This window comes from Methylobacterium sp. PvR107 (genome assembly GCF_017833295.1).
In the GTDB taxonomy this organism is placed as follows: Bacteria; Pseudomonadota; Alphaproteobacteria; order Rhizobiales; family Beijerinckiaceae; genus Methylobacterium.
In genome coordinates this window covers 4,748,939-4,764,316 of sequence record NZ_JAFIBW010000001.1, presented here as the reverse complement: position 1 = coordinate 4,764,316, position 15,378 = coordinate 4,748,939, and the positions used below count along the sequence as shown (strand labels likewise).

Genomic DNA, 15,378 nt, shown 5'->3' with positions numbered 1-15,378 from the left:
CGATTCTTGGATAGGGTTAACGGTTCGGGATCAAGTGCGCGGCCGAGCCCCGCCCGGAAAGCGCGCACGAAAAAGCCCGGCGCGATGGCCGGGCTTGAAACCGTCTGGACTGTGTGGGTGCGTTAGGCGGCGAGCGCCTTCACCCGGGCGGCGAGGCGCGAGACCTTCCGCGAGGCATTGTTCTTGTGAACGATGCCGTGCTGCGCGGCGCGCATCATCTCGGGCTCGGCGGCGCGGAGAGCGGCCAGCGCATCCTGCTGGTTGCCCGTGGCGATGGCCTCTTCGACCTTGCGGACGAAGGTGCGCATGCGCGAGCGGCGCGAGCGGTTGATCGCCGTGCGCTTGGCGATCTTGCGGGTCATCTTCTTGGCCGAAGCGGTGTTGGCCATGTACGTCCTCGTGTTTCTCGTCGGGCGATGCCGACGGGCCGGCTGTGCCGGAAATCGGTCGTCGCGTCAGGTTGTCTGGCGATGGCCGAGACGCAGCGCGCGCGAAAGCGCGGCCCCTCGGCGAAGCGGTCTCTATAGTGAGGGGCGCGCGCTGCGTCAACGCGGAACAGACCGCACGCCACGGAACGAGCCACGTGTCTTAGATCTTGACATTTGTCCTATATTTTTTTGTTCCGGTCGAACCGCGGAATGGCGGAGCGAGGCGACGATGCGCGACCAGTCTCGACCGCACGGCGAGGCGATCGTACTGCGCAACGTTCTTGCCGGCCTCGCCCTGGAGACCAAGCTGATCCGGCTGCAGCGGCAACTCCGAGCCGAAGACTGGGTGACGCAGCCGCGCGCACCAGCGGGACAGCCAAACGGCGGTGAGTGGGTGCAAGGCCCCAGCGATGGCCAATGGGCCTCACTCCACGAGGATCGGCCCGGCGGCCCCTCTCCTCAAGAGCCGCCCCCGCGAAACCACAACGCTGGAAGATGGGACACGCGTCCTGTCGCTCCGAAGACACGCGGGGCGAACGCCCTTCGCCAAACAACACACGGTTATCGCGCCGGACGGCGAAAGCCGGATCTTCGAGACATCCGGGGAAACGCAGACGATCCGGGACGGACAGACCGGTGATGTGCTGTCGCGCAGCACGTTTACGGCGACGGACCTCGTCTCGGCACCTCTCGTACAGCCCGCCCTCCTGCCGGCCGTTCCGCTAGCGATCGAAGGCGCTCTTGCCGCCGTCAAGGCGGTGCGGACTCTTCAACTCGATCCTGACGGTCCTGACACCCTGGGTCGGGACGCTCAATCAGCAGGCTCTCGACGGCGCATGCCCGCGCAATGGAGAAGTCTTGGCCATCGTCGACGATGTCACGCAGTCAGTCCGCGCATCAGGTAATTACCGCAATCCGACTAAATTCGGCAGCCAAGTTCATATTGAAGTGGCACGACGTGTTAATTCGCAGAAGGATCCCGATTTCACAGCAGAAATCCTAATCAATCCCTTCGGACGCCCACTAAACCCTCGAAACCCCGGCAACGTCCGGCTCAATCTGTTGGAAAACGTCACGGCCACACAGACCGTGTGTGCCTATGATCGTAAGACAGGACATTCTCAGATCACAATGGCGCGGGCAGCACAGCTCGCCGCAACTGCGCTCAGGAAGTATCCTTATCCCAGTCACTCACTGGACCCGTTATATTCGAATCCACAACAGACCAAAGAGGGGCTATTTCACAGTCGACTGGTGGATCGATACTCGATTTGAGCCAGGCCATTACGCGTTCATCAGTCTGAGCGGCGCGTTCGCGCTGTTGGGCCGATCGCTTCAATACAATCCTAAGGGACAGACCGGGCTCTGCGAATGGGACGACCCCACCAGGCCCGGCGACTTCGTCGATCAAGTCCAAGCCAGGATCCTGCCGGTGTTCTCTTCTCTCGATACGTTGGAGATGACGATCGCCCATCTTCGTTCACACGAGCACAATTCCTTTGCTCAACATCCGCCTTGGAAGACGGTGATGCATGTCGCGCTGGGCGAAATTCCGGTCGCGCAGGCCGAGTGACAATCTGTGAAGCACAAGTATGTGCCGGGTATAATTACCCCAGATGCTTCGAGCCAATACGTCTACGACCAGTGGTGCTTATTAACCGAACCGCTGATGGCTGGCGACCGCGTGGCGCTGGCGCGGTTGCTGCACGACTGGGAGACCACCAACATCATCGGCATGAAACTCGAACCCTATTGGCTCTCAACGCCGTTTCCTCTGGAACATACCCTATGATGTACGGTCGGCTAAATCAGCGATCATATCGGTCGAAATCAAGCAATCAAAGCAGTTCATCGCGGTCCTGAAACCCGATGACAACGTATAGATGATGCTATTCGCTGGGGCAGTATTTTAAATGATGAGCTTGAAATATCGAGAACGTGACGATTTTTGAGATCTTGAAGATGCTGTAGGGGGCTAAAATTTCCTTTCGGCTGGCGCGGGATCGGCCAGATACGATCAACGTCGACACAACGCTCTATGGGTTGCGCCTCGAGATCGAGTGCTTTGACGACGACAACGTCGAGGAATCGACCTTCCGAGGGACGGAAGACATCGACGGGGATTACGAGTGCTTTCTGAAATTATAAGCTGACCCTCCGCTGGATTAGATGTCTGCGCTTTGATGTGACGATCTCCGGCCCGACAGCGCTCGATCGTCAAGCCTCACTCCGGCCACCGCAAAGCCGCCGCCGCCGCCAGCGTTCCGACCACGGCGGCGATCAGCGTCAGCGCGGCCAGCACGGCCAGGGGCACGAGGAACGGCACCGTCCCGCCGCTCGCCGCCTGCGCGGCCGAGACGCCGAAGATCAGAGTCGGGATCATCAGCGGCAGGACCAGCACGGCTAGGATCAGGCCGCCCCGGCGAATGGAGGCGGTCAGCGCCGCGCCCACCGCGCCGATGAAGCTCAGCGCCGGCGTGCCGGCCAGAAGCGTCAGGGACGTCGCACCCATGGCGGTGCCGTCGAGGGCGACCAGGAGACCGAAGAGCGGCGCGGCGAGGGCGAGCGGCAGGCCGGTGGTCAGCCAGTGCGCCGTCACCTTGCCGAGCACCACGAGTTCGAGCGGCACCGGCGCGGCGGTCATCAAGTCGAGGGAGCCGTCTTCCTCGTCGGCCTGGAACAGGCGGTCGAGCCCGATCAGCGTCGCCAGCACCGCGGCGAGCCACAGGATCGCCGGGCCGATCCGCGACAGCAGGTTGAGGTCGGGCCCGAGGGCGAAGGGCACCAGCGCGACGATCATCAGGAAGAAGACCAGCGACAGGGCGCCCGAGCCGCCGACGCGGCCGGCGAGTCGCAGGTCGCGGGCGATGAGGGCGAGGCAAGCCCGAATCACGCCCATTCCTCCAGCACGTCCGCCAGTGGCACCACGGCGGCTGCGTCGATGCGAAGTTCGGCCGCGCCGGCCAGGCCGAGGGATTGGTGGGTGGCGGCGATCACGAGGCCGCCGCCGGCCCGATGTCCGTCCATCAGCTCGGCGAGCACCGCCTGCGAGGCCGTATCCAAGGCCGCACTCGGCTCGTCCAGAAGCCAGAGCGGCCGGTCGCAAACCAGCAGCCTGGCGAGGGCCACGCGCCGCCGCTGGCCGGCCGAGAGGTAAGCCACCGGCAGGTCGTGCGCATGGCTGAGGCCGAGGCGCTCCAGCGCGGCGTGCGGGTCGAGGCGCGGCGCACCGAGGAGACGCTGCGCGAACAGGAGATTCTCCCCCGCCGTCAGGGAAGATTTCAGCCCGTCACGGTGGCCGACCGTGTGCAGGCATTCCTGAAGGCCTGCCTCCCCGACATCTGCGACCGTGATCCGCCCGGCATCGGGCCGAAGGCGGCCCGATAGGATGGCGAGCAGGCTCGACTTGCCCGCGCCGTTCCGCCCGGTCACCGAAAGGGCGTCACCCGGTCCGAGGGCGAAGGACAGGTTGGCGAAGATGCGACGCCCGGAGCGGCGGCAAGCCAGATCGTCCACGCTGAGCCGCACTCGTTCCCCCGCCCTCGTCCCGTCGCCCGCCGCTGTTTCGCGAAGTGTCGTCTCCATGCCCGATTGCGCCGTGGAACGGAACCGCACGGTTCAGCTGCGCTTTCGTTCTGCAACGGAGGATTGCCCATGGCCGAGGCGAGAAACCCGAGCGAGGCGGACGCCGCCGCGACGCCCGATGCGGTGGCCGGCCGCGCCAAGGTCGAGGCGCGGATGGCCCAATGCACCCTCGAGGAGCAGGCGGCGTTCTGGGAGGCGGTTGGCCGCTGCTTCGGCGGCGGCACCCCCCCGGTAATGGAACCGGCCTCCAGCTGATCAGCCGCCCTTTCGCGTCAAGGCCCGGAGCGCGCCGCGGAATGTCCGCACGTCCTGCTCGGTCAGGCTCATGCGGTGGAGCATGTCGCGCATGTTTCGGGCGATGATCTCCTTCTTCTCCGGCGGGTAGAAACCGGCTTCGTCCAAAGCGCCCTCTAGGCTTCCGAACAGCGCGATCAGCGCCTCGCGGGTCGCCGGCGGCGAGAGCAGCTCGCCCGAGAAGGGCAGCTGCGCCCGCCCGCTCGCCTGCCGCCACGTGTAGCCGACCAGCAGTACCGCCTGAGCGAGATTCAGCGAGGGAAAATCCGGTGACACCGGAAAGGTGATGATCGCGTCGGCGAGCGACACCTCGTCGTTGGTCAGCCCGACCCGCTCGCGCCCGAACATCACCGCGGTGCGCTGGCCGTCGCGGGCCACCAGTTCGCCCATGGCCTCTTCGGGCGCGAAGACCCGCTTCATCTGCCCGCGCTCGCGCGCCGTGGTTGCCAGGACGTAGCGGCAGTCGGCGATGGCCTCGGCGACGCTGCCGAAGATCGTGGCGCCGTCCAGGACATGCGTCGCGCCGGAGGCCGCCTCGCGGACGCCCTTCTTGGGCCAGCCGTTCTTCGGGTTGACGAGGCGCAGTTCCGAAAGACCGAAATTCGCCATGGCGCGGGCGGTCATGCCGATATTCTCGGCGAGCTGCGGCTCCACCAGGATGACGGCCGGGGCGACCCCAGGCGGGATCTCGGTAGCCTTCCTCGGGGCGTCTTCCTGTGAATCGCGGCTCGTCATGTCGGCCGTCTGGCATGGTCGGCCCTCGCCCGTCGAGGGTTGGGTGACGAAGCCGGCCGGATGACAGTGCGCGCCTTCCGTCGCCGGAAGGCCCGCGCTATGTCGCGGGGCGATTCCGGCCCGGGACGCCGGAAACGGCTCTCAGGGCGGCGACCGCACGGCGCTTGCATGCCGTGCACCGGAACAAGGCGGGAAGGCATCGGCCCATGGCGAAGATCAAGGTAGCAAACCCCGTCGTCGAACTCGACGGCGACGAGATGACCCGGATCATCTGGGCCGAGATCAAGAACAAGCTCATTCACCCCTATCTCGATGTCGACCTCGAGTATTACGACCTCGGCGTCGAGCACCGCGACGCGACCAACGACAAGGTGACGGTCGATGCCGCCGAGGCGATCAAGCGCCACGGCGTCGGCGTGAAGTGCGCCACCATCACCCCCGACGAGCAACGGGTGCAGGAATTCGGCCTCAAGGAGATGTGGCGGTCGCCGAACGGCACGATCCGCAACATCCTGGGCGGCGTGATCTTCCGCGAGCCGATCATCTGCAAGAACGTGCCGCGCCTCGTCCCCGGCTGGACCCAGCCCTTCGTGATCGGCCGCCACGCCTACGGCGACCAATATCGCGCCACCGACTTCAAGGTGCCCGGCAAGGGCCGCCTGACCATCAAGTTCGAGGGTGACGACGGCACGGTCATCGAGAAGGAGGTCTTCAAGTTCCCGGAGGCCGGCGTCGCCATGTCGATGTACAACCTCGACCAGTCGATCATCGACTTCGCCCGCGCTTCGTTGAACTACGGGTTGGCGCGCAAGTACCCGGTCTACCTGTCGACCAAGAACACCATCCTCAAGGCCTATGACGGCCGGTTCAAGGACCTGTTCCAGAAGGTCTACGAGGAGGAGTTCGAGGCCAAATTCAAGCCGCTCGGCATCACCTACGAGCACCGCCTGATCGACGACATGGTCGCCTCGTGCCTGAAGTGGTCGGGCGGCTACGTCTGGGCATGCAAGAACTATGACGGCGACGTGCAGTCGGACACGGCCGCGCAGGGCTTCGGATCGCTCGGCCTGATGACTTCGGTGCTGATGACGCCGGACGGCCAGACCGTGGAGGCCGAAGCCGCCCACGGCACCGTCACCCGCCACTACCGCGAGCACCAGAAGGGCCGCGAGACCTCGACCAACTCGATCGCGTCGATCTTCGCCTGGACCCGCGGCCTGTCCCACCGCGCCAAGCTCGACGGCAACGACGATCTGGCGAAGTTCTCAGCCACCCTGGAGAAGGTCTGCGTCGACACGGTCGAGGCTGGCTTCATGACCAAGGATCTGGCGCTGCTGGTCGGGCCCGAGCAGAAGTGGCTGTCCACGACGGGCTTCCTCGACAAGGTCGACCAAAACCTGAAGACCGCCATGGGTGCGTGAGGCACGCGTCGGACCTCGAGAGCGGCGGGCGTTCCGGACGCCCGCCGCTCTCGTCGTTATCGTATCCTAGAAGAATGATGCGGCTGGGCCGCGGGTCGAACAGGCGCTCAGGCGGCAACCAGCAACGCGGCGCCGGCGACGCCGGACAGAACCAGCCGCAGCCGGCCCAGCCAGAGCGGTGTAAGGCCGCGGCGGGGCAGGTCCTGATCGATGAGGCCCCAGGCCAGCACCAGACCGCCGAGGATGCGCAGGTCCCAGGGCGCTGGCGCCGCCATGGCGGCCCAGGCCACCAGGGACGGGACGATCGCCACGATGTAGTCGCCGTTCCCGGCATTGCGCGCGGCTGCGGCACCCCACCGGATGCCGCCCAGGAAGGAGGCGATCACAGCCCCGTAGGCGGAGAGGATGGTGCGCGGCGCCAATCCGATGCTGCTCAACCCGCCATCGGTGCCGGAGACCGCCAGGGCCGCGAATCCGACAAACGGGATGAGGCCGGCCACACCCAGAACGATGGCGCTGATCGGGACAGGGTTCCGGTGCGGCATCCATCCTCCGAGCAGCGGCCAGGGCGGGTCACCCGCACGATCCGCAACCGGTCCGACGCCGCCCGGCCGGAGCGTTCCCGCATCGCGGCACGGCGGTCAAGCTCGGATCCAGGGCCTGTTGGAGCGGCGGCTCGCCGCTAGGTCCGCCGTGCCGGCGCGGAGAATGCCACCGTGTTCGGCGCTGGTGCGCCGAGGAGCGACATCGGCGCGCCTGCGCCGGCCTTCGGGGCCGGCGGCTCGTTGACGGCCGCGTCGATCTTTCGCGGCTTGAAGCCCGCCGCGAGGCTTTTCGCCTTCGCGAGGTCGGCCGGACTCAGCTTGTTGGCGACATCGTCCCGCTTCTTGGCGGCGTCCTCGTCACCTTGAGCCGCGGCCGCCGCGAACCACGCGTACGACTGCGCCAGATCCTGCGTCAGACCGAGGCCCCGCGCGTACAGCACGCCGAGATTGTACTGGCTGTCCCGGACGCCGAATTCGGCGCCCTGGCGGAACCACGAAGCGGCGGAGGCGAAATCCGGCTTGCCGTTGGCGGCGGGATTTTCGGCGTAGAGCACCGCGAGATTGTGCATCGAGCGGGCATGTCCCTGCTCGGCGGCGCGGCCGTACCACAGCTTTGCCTTGTCGAGATCCCGGACGAGTCCGGATCCCTTCTCGTACTGACCGCCGAGCTTGTACTGGGCCGGCGCGTAGCCGGCCGTGGCCAGCTTCTCGTAGAGCTTGGCCGCAACGGCGAGATCACGGGGCATGCCGCGACCGTCGGCCTCTCGGCTGGCGAGATCGAAGATCGCCGCGCCGTCGCCGTCGAGTGCGGCTCCCTTCAACTTCGCGAGAGCCGGCGGCAGGTTGCCGAGATCGGCCTGCAGGCTGTTCATCCCGGAGATCTGCGGCACCGCTGCCTTGGGAGCCGGCGGGCGCGCCTCGGCCGAAGGCGGGGTCGGCAGGGCCTGGGTGGTCGTCGGGTCGTTGATCGGCGCCTTCGCGGCGGTGGTGTCCTTCGGCGCTTCCTTGGTCTCGTCGCGCCCGGCATCCGGCACAGCCGCCTTGGCCGGCTCCTCACGGACCGAGGCAGCTTGGCTCGCGACGGCCGGACGCGGCTCGTCCGTGCCGCGCATGGTGATCGCCTGAAGCGCGCCCAGGGCCAGCACGATGGCGGCGAGGCCCAGCAGCAGCGGCCGGCGGCGGCGGTCGATCTCGGCGCGCAGGCGCGCGAAGCGGCCGTCTTCCGCTCCTTCGGCTGGGAGCACGATCTCCTGGGCGCGCGTCCCGCGGCGTTCGGCCGGGGCTTCCGCAGCGAGTTCCGCCTGAGCGGCTTGCGCGGCGCGGCGAGCCGCCGCGATGAAGCTGGTCTTGATGTCGGTCTCGGAGGCAGCCGTCTCGGTCGCGCCGGCCCGGATCGGGTCGGCGGCGCGCTCCGTCACGGAGCGGCGGGGACCGGCCTCCCGGCCCGCACGCGACGCGCGGTTGGGCCGCCCGCTGCCGGGCTCAAGGAGGTCGTCGGAGATCCGCAGGGTCTCGGCGCCGTCCTGCCGGACAGAGGCCCTTGCCTCCAGGGGAGCCAGGGCCGCCTCCGGGCTGGTCGAGGATTTCAGGCGCTCGTCGAGAGATGGCGCCCGCACGCCGCTCGCATCCACCGGGCCGAGGCGGTCGATCAGCCGCTCGAGCGCGGATTGCACGCCGTTCAGCGTGGCGCCGAGGCGCTGATCCGAGGTGACCTGCCGCGCCTGCATGTCCGCCAGGCTGGCCCGCAGCAAGCCGATCTCGCCGCTGTCGATCCCCATCGCCGAGCCCTTGAGGGTCTGGGCCACGGCGCTTCGCGCGGCGCGTTCCACCGCAGCCTCGCTCGGCGCGTCTTCGCGCAGGGCCGTCACCTGCCGCAGCAGCTCGCCCATCGTATGCTCGAGGCTGGCGAGCGCCGGATCGGAGACGCGCGGTGCGTCGAGCCGGCCGGCCAAGGAGACCACCTGCTTCTCGAGCGCATCGAGCCCTTCGTGCTCCGAGCGGATGCCGACCTGATCGACCTTCTCGGCGAGGCTGCGCAGCATGGCGTGGATGGACGCCATCTCGCCGGACCGGGCGGCCGTGCCGTCCCCGGCATGCTCGGACCAGTCGTCCCGCGCACAGAGGAGGTCGACCTTGCCGGCGAGCGCCTGGATCTGCTCGGTCAGGGCCGCCGGTGCGGCGATCTTCACGTCGCTGCGGATCTCCTCGAGCAGCGGACGCAGGTCCTGGCCGGCCCCAACCCGCTGCAGCTGCGCGATCTGCGCGCTCACGGCCTGCAGGCTGTTCGCGAGACTTTGTATCCGCTCAGGACCGGCAAGGGTCCCGATCAGGCGGCGGATCTCCTCGAGTTCGGCGAACAGTCCGGCGAGGGTCGGCCCGTCGGGATCCGCGGCGCCGGTGGCGGCGATCGTGTCGAGGCGCTCGGCAAGGCGGCGCACATCCTCGGCGACGCGGCTGTGAACGTTCTCGGCCACCTCTTCGGCCAGGCGTTCGACCTGAGCCCGGACCTGCTCGATCGGGACGGCGATGGCAGTGAGATCGGTCCCGGCCTGGGCGCGCTCGATGCCGCTCGCCAGCGAGACGACTGCCTGCTCCAGCGCACCGATATCACGGCTCGTGGCCAGCTGGTTGATCGCCTCACGCAGACGCGCCGTTTCGTCCTGCAGCTCGGACAGGGCCGCAGAGGGAGCGGCAACCTCCTCGATTCGGGCTTCGAGCCGGCGGGCGAGGTCCAGGCGCATGCTGGCGACGACGCCGCCATCCGAGGCGGCCTCGATCGCGGGCGCGGTTACGACCTCGTCCGACAGCTCTCGCTGCCGCTGGCGGATATCCTGGATCGCGTTGCGGAGGTCGGCGGCAGCGGGACGTGCGCGGCGACCCGGCTGGCGGGTGGCGGCGACCTGCTCGCCGAGCTGCGACATCCGGCGCTCGATATCGCCGAGCCGGTCGGTGACCTCCTGGACGGGTGCAGCCTTCAGGGCCCGCTCGATGCGCGCCTCGATCTCGGCAAGCCGACGCGACTCGGCCTCCTGGGCGCTGCGCCGTTCCTCGTCGAGCACCCGGTTGAGGCCGTCCAGGCGGTCCATCAGGGCGTCGATGCCGTCGCCGTAGCCTTCGGCTGGCTCGGCCCTGGCCGTGCGGCGTTCCTCGGCGGGTGGAGTCGCAGTCTCGGGCCGGCTGGTGGTGTGCGCGAGTTGCTCGGCGCGATGACGGCGCCGGTGACGCCGATTGCCTCCCGGAGCCGCCTGCCCCTGCGGCATGACCGAGGCGATCCAGGTCTCCAGCGGAACGCCCGCCCGCGCCGCGACGTCCCGGGCTGCGTCCAGCACCTCGGGATCGAAACTGTCGAGCTGCGGCATCGCGTTGCGGGTCATCGGTGGCCTGTCGTCGGCAGCGTTCGGCAACCGATCCTGTGCGCGAAGGAGGAAGCCTGGCTGGGTATCCGTGGAACGCGCACATCGGATCGTTCGAACGTGACGATTAACTTTCTTGGTAAACACGAGGTTAAGGGTTGGACGGTCCGGTAATCACCAGGCTTGAGCGCGGATGATGGCGGAGGCGAGCCGTCACCGTGCGGCAAGGCTTTCCCGTTGCTCGCCAGGCGGACGACCGTTTACATGCGGCCAACGCGGCGGATCGCGACAACAGATCCACGCACAACCGGGGGAATCCAGAGATGCCGCAGTATCGCGCACCGGTCGAAGACACGCTCTTCCTGCTTACGGACGTCCTGGGTTTCCATGCGCGCGACAACCTGGCCGGGTTCGCCGACGCCTCACCGGACGTCGTCGAGGCGGTCCTGCGCGAGGGTGCCAAGCTGGCGGAGGAGGTGCTGGCGCCGCTGAACCGGACGGGCGATGTCGAGGGCTGCCGCCGGGAGGCCGACGGCACCGTCCGGACGCCGACCGGCTTCAAGGCGGCCTACGATACCTACGCGCAGGGCGGCTGGATGGGCCTCTCGGTTCCCGAGGCCTATGGCGGTCAGGGATTGCCGCACACGCTCAACACCGCGATCCAGGAGTTCGCCTCCGGAGCCAATCTCGCCTTCGGGATGTATCCCGGCCTGACCCAGGGGGCGATGGCCGCGCTGCTTGTGCACGGCACGGAGGCGCAGAAGGCGCTCTACCTGCCCAAGATGGTCGAGGGTGCCTGGACCGGCACCATGAACCTCACCGAGCCGCATTGCGGTACGGATCTCGGTCTGCTGAAGACCAAGGCGGTGCCGAACGGCGACGGCTCCTACAGCCTCACCGGCACCAAGATCTTCATCTCGGCCGGGGAGCACGACCTGGCCGAGAACATCGTGCACTTGGTCATCGCCCGGATCGAAGGAGCGCCCGCCGGGACAAAGGGAATCTCGCTCTTCGTCGTGCCCAAGTTCTTGGTGAATGCGGACGGTTCGCTCGGCGCGCGCAACGGCGTGTCCTGCGGCTCCCTGGAGCACAAGATGGGCATCCACGGGAATGCCACCTGCGTCATGAACTACGACGGGGCGACCGGCTGGCTGGTCGGCCAGGAGAATCGCGGCCTCAACGCCATGTTCGTGATGATGAACGAGGCGCGGCTTGCCGTGGGTGTCCAGGGGCTTGGGCAATCCGAGGTCGCCTACCAGAACGCCGCTGCCTACGCGAAAGACCGCCTCCAGGGCCGGGCTTTGACCGGCGCCAAGGCCCCCGAGAAGGCCGCCGACCCGATCATCGTCCACCCGGACGTGCGCCGCACGCTGATGCAGATCCGCGCCTTCAACGAGGCAGCGCGCGCCCTGATGCTCTGGACCGCGCTCCAGGCCGACATCCTGCACCGCTCCGAGGATGCCAAGGAGCGGCAGGCGGCCGACGATCATCTCGGCCTGCTCACGCCGGTGGTGAAGGGTGTACTCACCGACCGGGGGTTCGCCAACGCGGTGGAGGCGCAGCAGCTCCTCGGCGGCCACGGCTATATCGAGGAATGGGGCATGTCGCAGTTCGTGCGCGATGCCCGCATCGCCATGATCTACGAAGGCGCCAACGGCATCCAGGCCATGGATCTGATCGGCCGCAAGCTGCCGAAGGACGGCGGCCGGGCGATGATGGCCTTCCTGGGCGAGGTCCAGACCTTCCTGAAAGATCACGGCGAGGACCCGGCCATGGCGCCGTTCGTCAAGCCACTCCAGGCGGGCGTGAATGACCTGCAGGGCGCCGTGATGTGGCTGATGCAGAACGCGTTTGCGAAGCCCGACAATGCCGGAGCGGGCGCCGCCGACTTCATGCACCTCTTCGGCCTTGTGGCCCTGGGTTACATGTGGGCGCGGATTGCCAAGGCGGCGCTGGCCAAGCAGGCCGAGGCGCCGGCCCCGCGCTGGGAATCCAAGCTTGCCGGCGGCCGGTTCTTCATGGAGCGGATGCTGCCGGAGACCAGCCTGCGCCTGACGCGGATCAAGACCGGAGCCGAGAGCACCATGGCGCTGGAGGCGGACGCATTCTGAGCGTCTCGCCGACCGCACCATTCCGTACCGCGGCCGGCTCTCGTTCCGGTCTTGAGACCGGCCGCCGCCTTTGCGATCGGCCGCGAAGCAATCTCGTCAGCGCCACGGTTTCTACCCTCGCGGTGCCTCGGGTCGCTTCGCTGCGCGCGTGAAGACGCTCCGGATCAGCCGCCCAAAGCGCCGTCGAGATCCTCGATCAGGTCCGCCGGATCCTCCAGGCCGATCGACAGCCGGACCACGTCCGGCCCGGCTCCCGCGGCGGTTTTCTGCGCGTCGGTCAGCTGGCGGTGGGTGGTTGAGGCCGGGTGGATGATCAGCGAGCGGGTGTCGCCGATATTGGCGAGATGCGAGAACAGCTGCAGATTCGAGACGAGCCTGACGCCGGCCTCATAGCCGCCCTTCAGCCCGAAGGTGAAGACCGCCCCTGCCCCGTTCGGCGTGTAGCGCCGGGCCAGCTGGTGGTAGCGGTCGCTCTCCAGCCCGGGATAGCTGACCCACGAAACCGCCGGATGCGTCGACAGGTGCTTCGCCACCGTCAGCGCGTTGTCGGAATGACGCTGCATGCGCAGCGGAAGCGTCTCGATCCCGGTCAGGATCAGGAAGGCGTTGAACGGCGACAGCGCCGGTCCGAGATCGCGCAGGCCCAGGACCCGGCAGGCGATCGCGAATCCGAAATTGCCGAAGGTCTCGGCCAGCACCATGCCGGAATATTCCGGCCGCGGCTGGCTCATCATCGGGTAGCGCGCATCGCCCGCCCACTGGAACGAGCCGCCGTCGACGATCAGGCCGCCGATCGAGTTGCCGTGGCCGCCGAGGAACTTCGTCGCTGAATGCACGACGATATCGGCACCGTGTTCGAAGGGCCGGATCAGGTACGGCGTCGCCATGGTGTTGTCGACGACGAGCGGGATGTTGTGCCTCTTGGCGATCTGCGACAGTGCCGCAATGTCGGTGATGACGCCGCCGGGATTCGCGATCGATTCGCAGAAGATCGCTTTCGTGCGCGGGGTGATCGCCGCCTCGAAGGAGGCCGGATCGTCGTTCTCGGCCCAGGCCACCGACCAGCCGAAGTTCTTGTACGAGTGATTGAACTGGTTGATCGAGCCGCCGTAGAGCTTGTTCGAAGCGACGAACTCGTCGCCCGGCTGCATCAGGGCGTGCATGGTCAGGAACTCGGCGGCGTGCCCGGAGGCGACCGCCAGGGCGGCCGTCCCGCCTTCGAGCGCCGCGATGCGCTCCTCCAGCACGGCGTTCGTCGGATTGGTGATCCGCGTGTAAATGTTGCCGAAAGCTTGGAGCCCGAACAGCGAGGCGGCGTGATCGACGTCGTCGAACACGAAACTCGTGGTCTGGTAGATCGGCGTCGCCCGCGCGCCCGTGGCGGCATCGGGTGCGGCGCCCGCATGGATCGCCAGCGTGTTGAAGCCGGGCAGGCGGTCGGTCATCGTCGAGTCTCCTCGGAATACCTGAGCCTGTACGCCTGCGCGGGAGCGTGGCGCAAGGTCGAGCCTCGCGCGACGCCGGGCCGAGACCGCTACGGATCAGGCGCGTATCCGATGTCGACGTGGGGTTGTCCGGCATCCACCAGGGCGCGGTCCACGGCCTCGATGGCGAGGAGCGTCCGAGTCAGATCCTCGGCCATCGAGATCGGCGCCACGTCGAGGCCACTTAGCCGCCGCGCGATGGCGTTCCGCTGCCGCGCCAGCGCCGCACGGGCCCGGTTCAAATCCTCGATCTCCTCGGCCGTCATCTGCACTCCTTCACCGCGTCGGTGCCCATTTAGCCGCCCGGCGCCCAATCGATATTCGGTCGCTGTGACAGCATCCGTTCAAAATAGTTGGCTACCGCTTGAGCACCATCGGTGTGCATCATCGCGACGGGATGCGCGAGATAGGCACGCGCGAGATCCAAGGGGATCCGGCCGGATTGGAGCGCATTCAGCACCTCATCAATGAAGGCGTCGTTGGCTTCATTGAAGTCGCTCGACAGCTTCTTCCGCTCGTTGATGGCCTTGATTGGCATGCCGCGTCCTTGTCGCTCGGTCTTGATGTCGAACCCCATCACTCCCGTCCCGCCCGAACGGGACGGAACACCCGATGGTTCCGGGCAGCGATACCGGACCAGGTCCCATGTGTGCAGAGCCACGTCTCAGTAACTGTCCGACCATTGCGATTGGAGCGGAATGCGGTTCCTGAACGTTGATCCAGCATGCCGATCGAATCTGCCCGCACCCACTCCATCGAGATCGTCCCCTGCCTGGATGATCCCCGGTGTTACCGCTGGATCATCCGCGCTCGCAGCGGCGCGGTCGTTGAGCACTCGCCCTATGCGTTCGTGACATCCAACGGCGCGCGCATCTCCGGTGAGTGCTGGATGCGCGAGCATTTCGATGAGACGCGCGGCGGCTAGCGGCAGCCTTCACTGCATCGCGACCCGACAGGTGCCACCTGGGTGACCAAACGTGGCCCCGTCCTGAAGGGAGCGCGAACACGCATTCGGCGCTTCGATTCGCGGTGCGGGTCACGAGGACCCGCACCCGGGACGATGCTCTGGGTTGCAGGCGAGACCGATGTCCCGGCTTCTGGGTGGCCTTGGATCGCCGACCAAGCGGGCGGCGCGCGTGCGATGCAGGTCCGGACGCGATCCGCACCTGACCACCGACCGGAGGGCCAAGGCCGCCGCCAAAATCCGCAGGATCGGAGAAGCCGGACGCGGCATCGTCAGCGTATGGGCGAGGAACCATCGCGTGTCGCAACGTTTGCGTACGCTGCGGTGCAACTCTTGATACAGGCGGGATTGTAAACCACACCACTCGATGATCAGAGTAGGTAACGATTAATCATTCTGCCTTCTCAACCACATCTTTGTTGGATCTTTAATATCGCTCGTGCAGTCTCGGCAGACTT

16 protein-coding genes are annotated in these 15,378 nt (G+C 67.2%); 7 read left to right on the top strand and 9 right to left on the bottom strand.

The genetic code is table 11. The annotated features are described in order from the left end of the window. Positions 1–122 precede the first annotated feature (122 nt). Positions 123–389, bottom strand: coding sequence for a 30S ribosomal protein S20 (gene rpsT, locus JOE48_RS22485; protein ID WP_007561677.1), 267 nt, complete (start codon positions 387–389; stop codon positions 123–125). A gap of 897 nt (positions 390–1,286) precedes the next feature. Here rpsT and JOE48_RS22480 point away from each other — a divergent pair. From JOE48_RS22480 to JOE48_RS22470, 3 genes are all read left to right on the top strand, one after another. Beyond that, entirely contained in the window at positions 1,287–1,703 is a 417-nt protein-coding gene (locus JOE48_RS22480; RefSeq protein ID WP_210033001.1) for a hypothetical protein, read from the top strand. 157 nt (positions 1,704–1,860) lie between these two features. Beyond that, positions 1,861–2,001, top strand: coding sequence for a hypothetical protein (locus tag JOE48_RS22475; RefSeq protein WP_210032999.1), 141 nt, complete (start codon positions 1,861–1,863; stop codon positions 1,999–2,001). Between the two features lie 6 nt (positions 2,002–2,007). Continuing rightward, positions 2,008–2,220, top strand: coding sequence for a hypothetical protein (locus JOE48_RS22470; protein WP_210032998.1), 213 nt, complete (start codon positions 2,008–2,010; stop codon positions 2,218–2,220). A gap of 432 nt (positions 2,221–2,652) precedes the next feature. On the opposite strand, the gene ccmB is transcribed toward JOE48_RS22470, so the two are convergent. Further along, positions 2,653–3,327, bottom strand: a complete 675-nt coding sequence (gene ccmB / locus JOE48_RS22465; RefSeq protein ID WP_245252920.1) for a heme exporter protein CcmB — start codon at positions 3,325–3,327, stop codon at positions 2,653–2,655. Next, entirely contained in the window at positions 3,318–3,956 is a 639-nt protein-coding gene (gene ccmA / locus JOE48_RS22460) for a heme ABC exporter ATP-binding protein CcmA (protein WP_210032996.1), read from the bottom strand. Before ccmA ends, ccmB begins: the two co-directional genes overlap by 10 nt. Before the next feature lie 126 nt (positions 3,957–4,082). On the opposite strand from ccmA, the gene JOE48_RS22455 reads away from it, so the two are divergent. Next, complete coding sequence (locus JOE48_RS22455; protein ID WP_210032995.1) at positions 4,083–4,268, top strand: hypothetical protein; 186 nt, start codon at positions 4,083–4,085, stop codon at positions 4,266–4,268. On the opposite strand, the gene JOE48_RS22450 is transcribed toward JOE48_RS22455, so the two are convergent. Beyond that, the gene (locus JOE48_RS22450) at positions 4,269–5,042 is read right to left on the bottom strand and encodes an RNA methyltransferase (RefSeq protein ID WP_210032994.1); all 774 of its coding nucleotides are present in this window, start codon (positions 5,040–5,042) and stop codon (positions 4,269–4,271) included. 206 nt (positions 5,043–5,248) lie between these two features. Here JOE48_RS22450 and JOE48_RS22445 point away from each other — a divergent pair, with 206 nt between their 5' ends. Next, on the top strand, positions 5,249–6,463 hold the full coding sequence (locus JOE48_RS22445; protein ID WP_210032993.1) for an NADP-dependent isocitrate dehydrogenase: 1,215 nt from the start codon (positions 5,249–5,251) through the stop codon (positions 6,461–6,463). Between the two features lie 107 nt (positions 6,464–6,570). Here JOE48_RS22445 and JOE48_RS22440 read toward each other — a convergent pair whose 3' ends face one another. Both JOE48_RS22440 and JOE48_RS22435 read right to left on the bottom strand, forming a co-directional pair. Further along, positions 6,571–7,008, bottom strand: coding sequence for a DUF3429 domain-containing protein (locus JOE48_RS22440; RefSeq protein ID WP_210032992.1), 438 nt, complete (start codon positions 7,006–7,008; stop codon positions 6,571–6,573). A 137-nt stretch (positions 7,009–7,145) separates the two neighbouring features. Continuing rightward, positions 7,146–10,382 (bottom strand): SEL1-like repeat protein, encoded by a 3,237-nt coding sequence (locus tag JOE48_RS22435; RefSeq protein ID WP_210032991.1) that lies wholly within the window; start codon positions 10,380–10,382, stop codon positions 7,146–7,148. A 302-nt stretch (positions 10,383–10,684) separates the two neighbouring features. Here JOE48_RS22435 and JOE48_RS22430 point away from each other — a divergent pair, with 302 nt between their 5' ends. Then, entirely contained in the window at positions 10,685–12,472 is a 1,788-nt protein-coding gene (locus tag JOE48_RS22430) for an acyl-CoA dehydrogenase C-terminal domain-containing protein (RefSeq protein ID WP_210032989.1), read from the top strand. Between the two features lie 164 nt (positions 12,473–12,636). Here the strand turns inward: JOE48_RS22430 and JOE48_RS22425 are convergent, their stop codons facing one another. The 3 genes from JOE48_RS22425 to JOE48_RS22415 all read right to left on the bottom strand — a co-directional run bounded on the left by JOE48_RS22425 (position 12,637) and on the right by JOE48_RS22415 (position 14,494). Then, entirely contained in the window at positions 12,637–13,917 is a 1,281-nt protein-coding gene (locus JOE48_RS22425; protein WP_210032988.1) for an O-acetylhomoserine aminocarboxypropyltransferase, read from the bottom strand. Between the two features lie 89 nt (positions 13,918–14,006). After that, positions 14,007–14,222: a hypothetical protein gene (locus tag JOE48_RS22420; protein ID WP_210032987.1), complete on the bottom strand. Its 216-nt coding sequence runs from the start codon at positions 14,220–14,222 to the stop codon at positions 14,007–14,009. 29 nt (positions 14,223–14,251) lie between these two features. Next, entirely contained in the window at positions 14,252–14,494 is a 243-nt protein-coding gene (locus JOE48_RS22415; RefSeq protein WP_210035991.1) for a hypothetical protein, read from the bottom strand. A 186-nt stretch (positions 14,495–14,680) separates the two neighbouring features. Between JOE48_RS22415 and JOE48_RS22410 the strand changes: the two genes are divergently transcribed. Continuing rightward, entirely contained in the window at positions 14,681–14,881 is a 201-nt protein-coding gene (locus JOE48_RS22410) for a hypothetical protein (protein WP_210032986.1), read from the top strand. The last annotated feature ends 497 nt before the right edge of the window (positions 14,882–15,378 follow it).

What these genes read in the sequence shown, in the direction of transcription:
- rpsT (WP_007561677.1), bottom strand. Translation starts at nt 389, where the DNA reads ATGGCCAACACCGCTTCGGCCAAGAAGATGACCCGCAAGATCGCCAAG.
- ccmB (WP_245252920.1), bottom strand. Translation starts at nt 3,327, where the DNA reads ATGGGCGTGATTCGGGCTTGCCTCGCCCTCATCGCCCGCGACCTGCGA.
- JOE48_RS22455 (WP_210032995.1), top strand. Translation starts at nt 4,083, where the DNA reads ATGGCCGAGGCGAGAAACCCGAGCGAGGCGGACGCCGCCGCGACGCCC.
- JOE48_RS22450 (WP_210032994.1), bottom strand. Translation starts at nt 5,042, where the DNA reads ATGACGAGCCGCGATTCACAGGAAGACGCCCCGAGGAAGGCTACCGAG.
- JOE48_RS22445 (WP_210032993.1), top strand. Translation starts at nt 5,249, where the DNA reads ATGGCGAAGATCAAGGTAGCAAACCCCGTCGTCGAACTCGACGGCGAC.
- JOE48_RS22440 (WP_210032992.1), bottom strand. Translation starts at nt 7,008, where the DNA reads ATGCCGCACCGGAACCCTGTCCCGATCAGCGCCATCGTTCTGGGTGTG.
- JOE48_RS22435 (WP_210032991.1), bottom strand. Translation starts at nt 10,382, where the DNA reads ATGACCCGCAACGCGATGCCGCAGCTCGACAGTTTCGATCCCGAGGTG.
- JOE48_RS22430 (WP_210032989.1), top strand. Translation starts at nt 10,685, where the DNA reads ATGCCGCAGTATCGCGCACCGGTCGAAGACACGCTCTTCCTGCTTACG.
- JOE48_RS22425 (WP_210032988.1), bottom strand. Translation starts at nt 13,917, where the DNA reads ATGACCGACCGCCTGCCCGGCTTCAACACGCTGGCGATCCATGCGGGC.
- JOE48_RS22420 (WP_210032987.1), bottom strand. Translation starts at nt 14,222, where the DNA reads ATGACGGCCGAGGAGATCGAGGATTTGAACCGGGCCCGTGCGGCGCTG.
- JOE48_RS22415 (WP_210035991.1), bottom strand. Translation starts at nt 14,494, where the DNA reads ATGCCAATCAAGGCCATCAACGAGCGGAAGAAGCTGTCGAGCGACTTC.
- JOE48_RS22410 (WP_210032986.1), top strand. Translation starts at nt 14,681, where the DNA reads ATGCCGATCGAATCTGCCCGCACCCACTCCATCGAGATCGTCCCCTGC.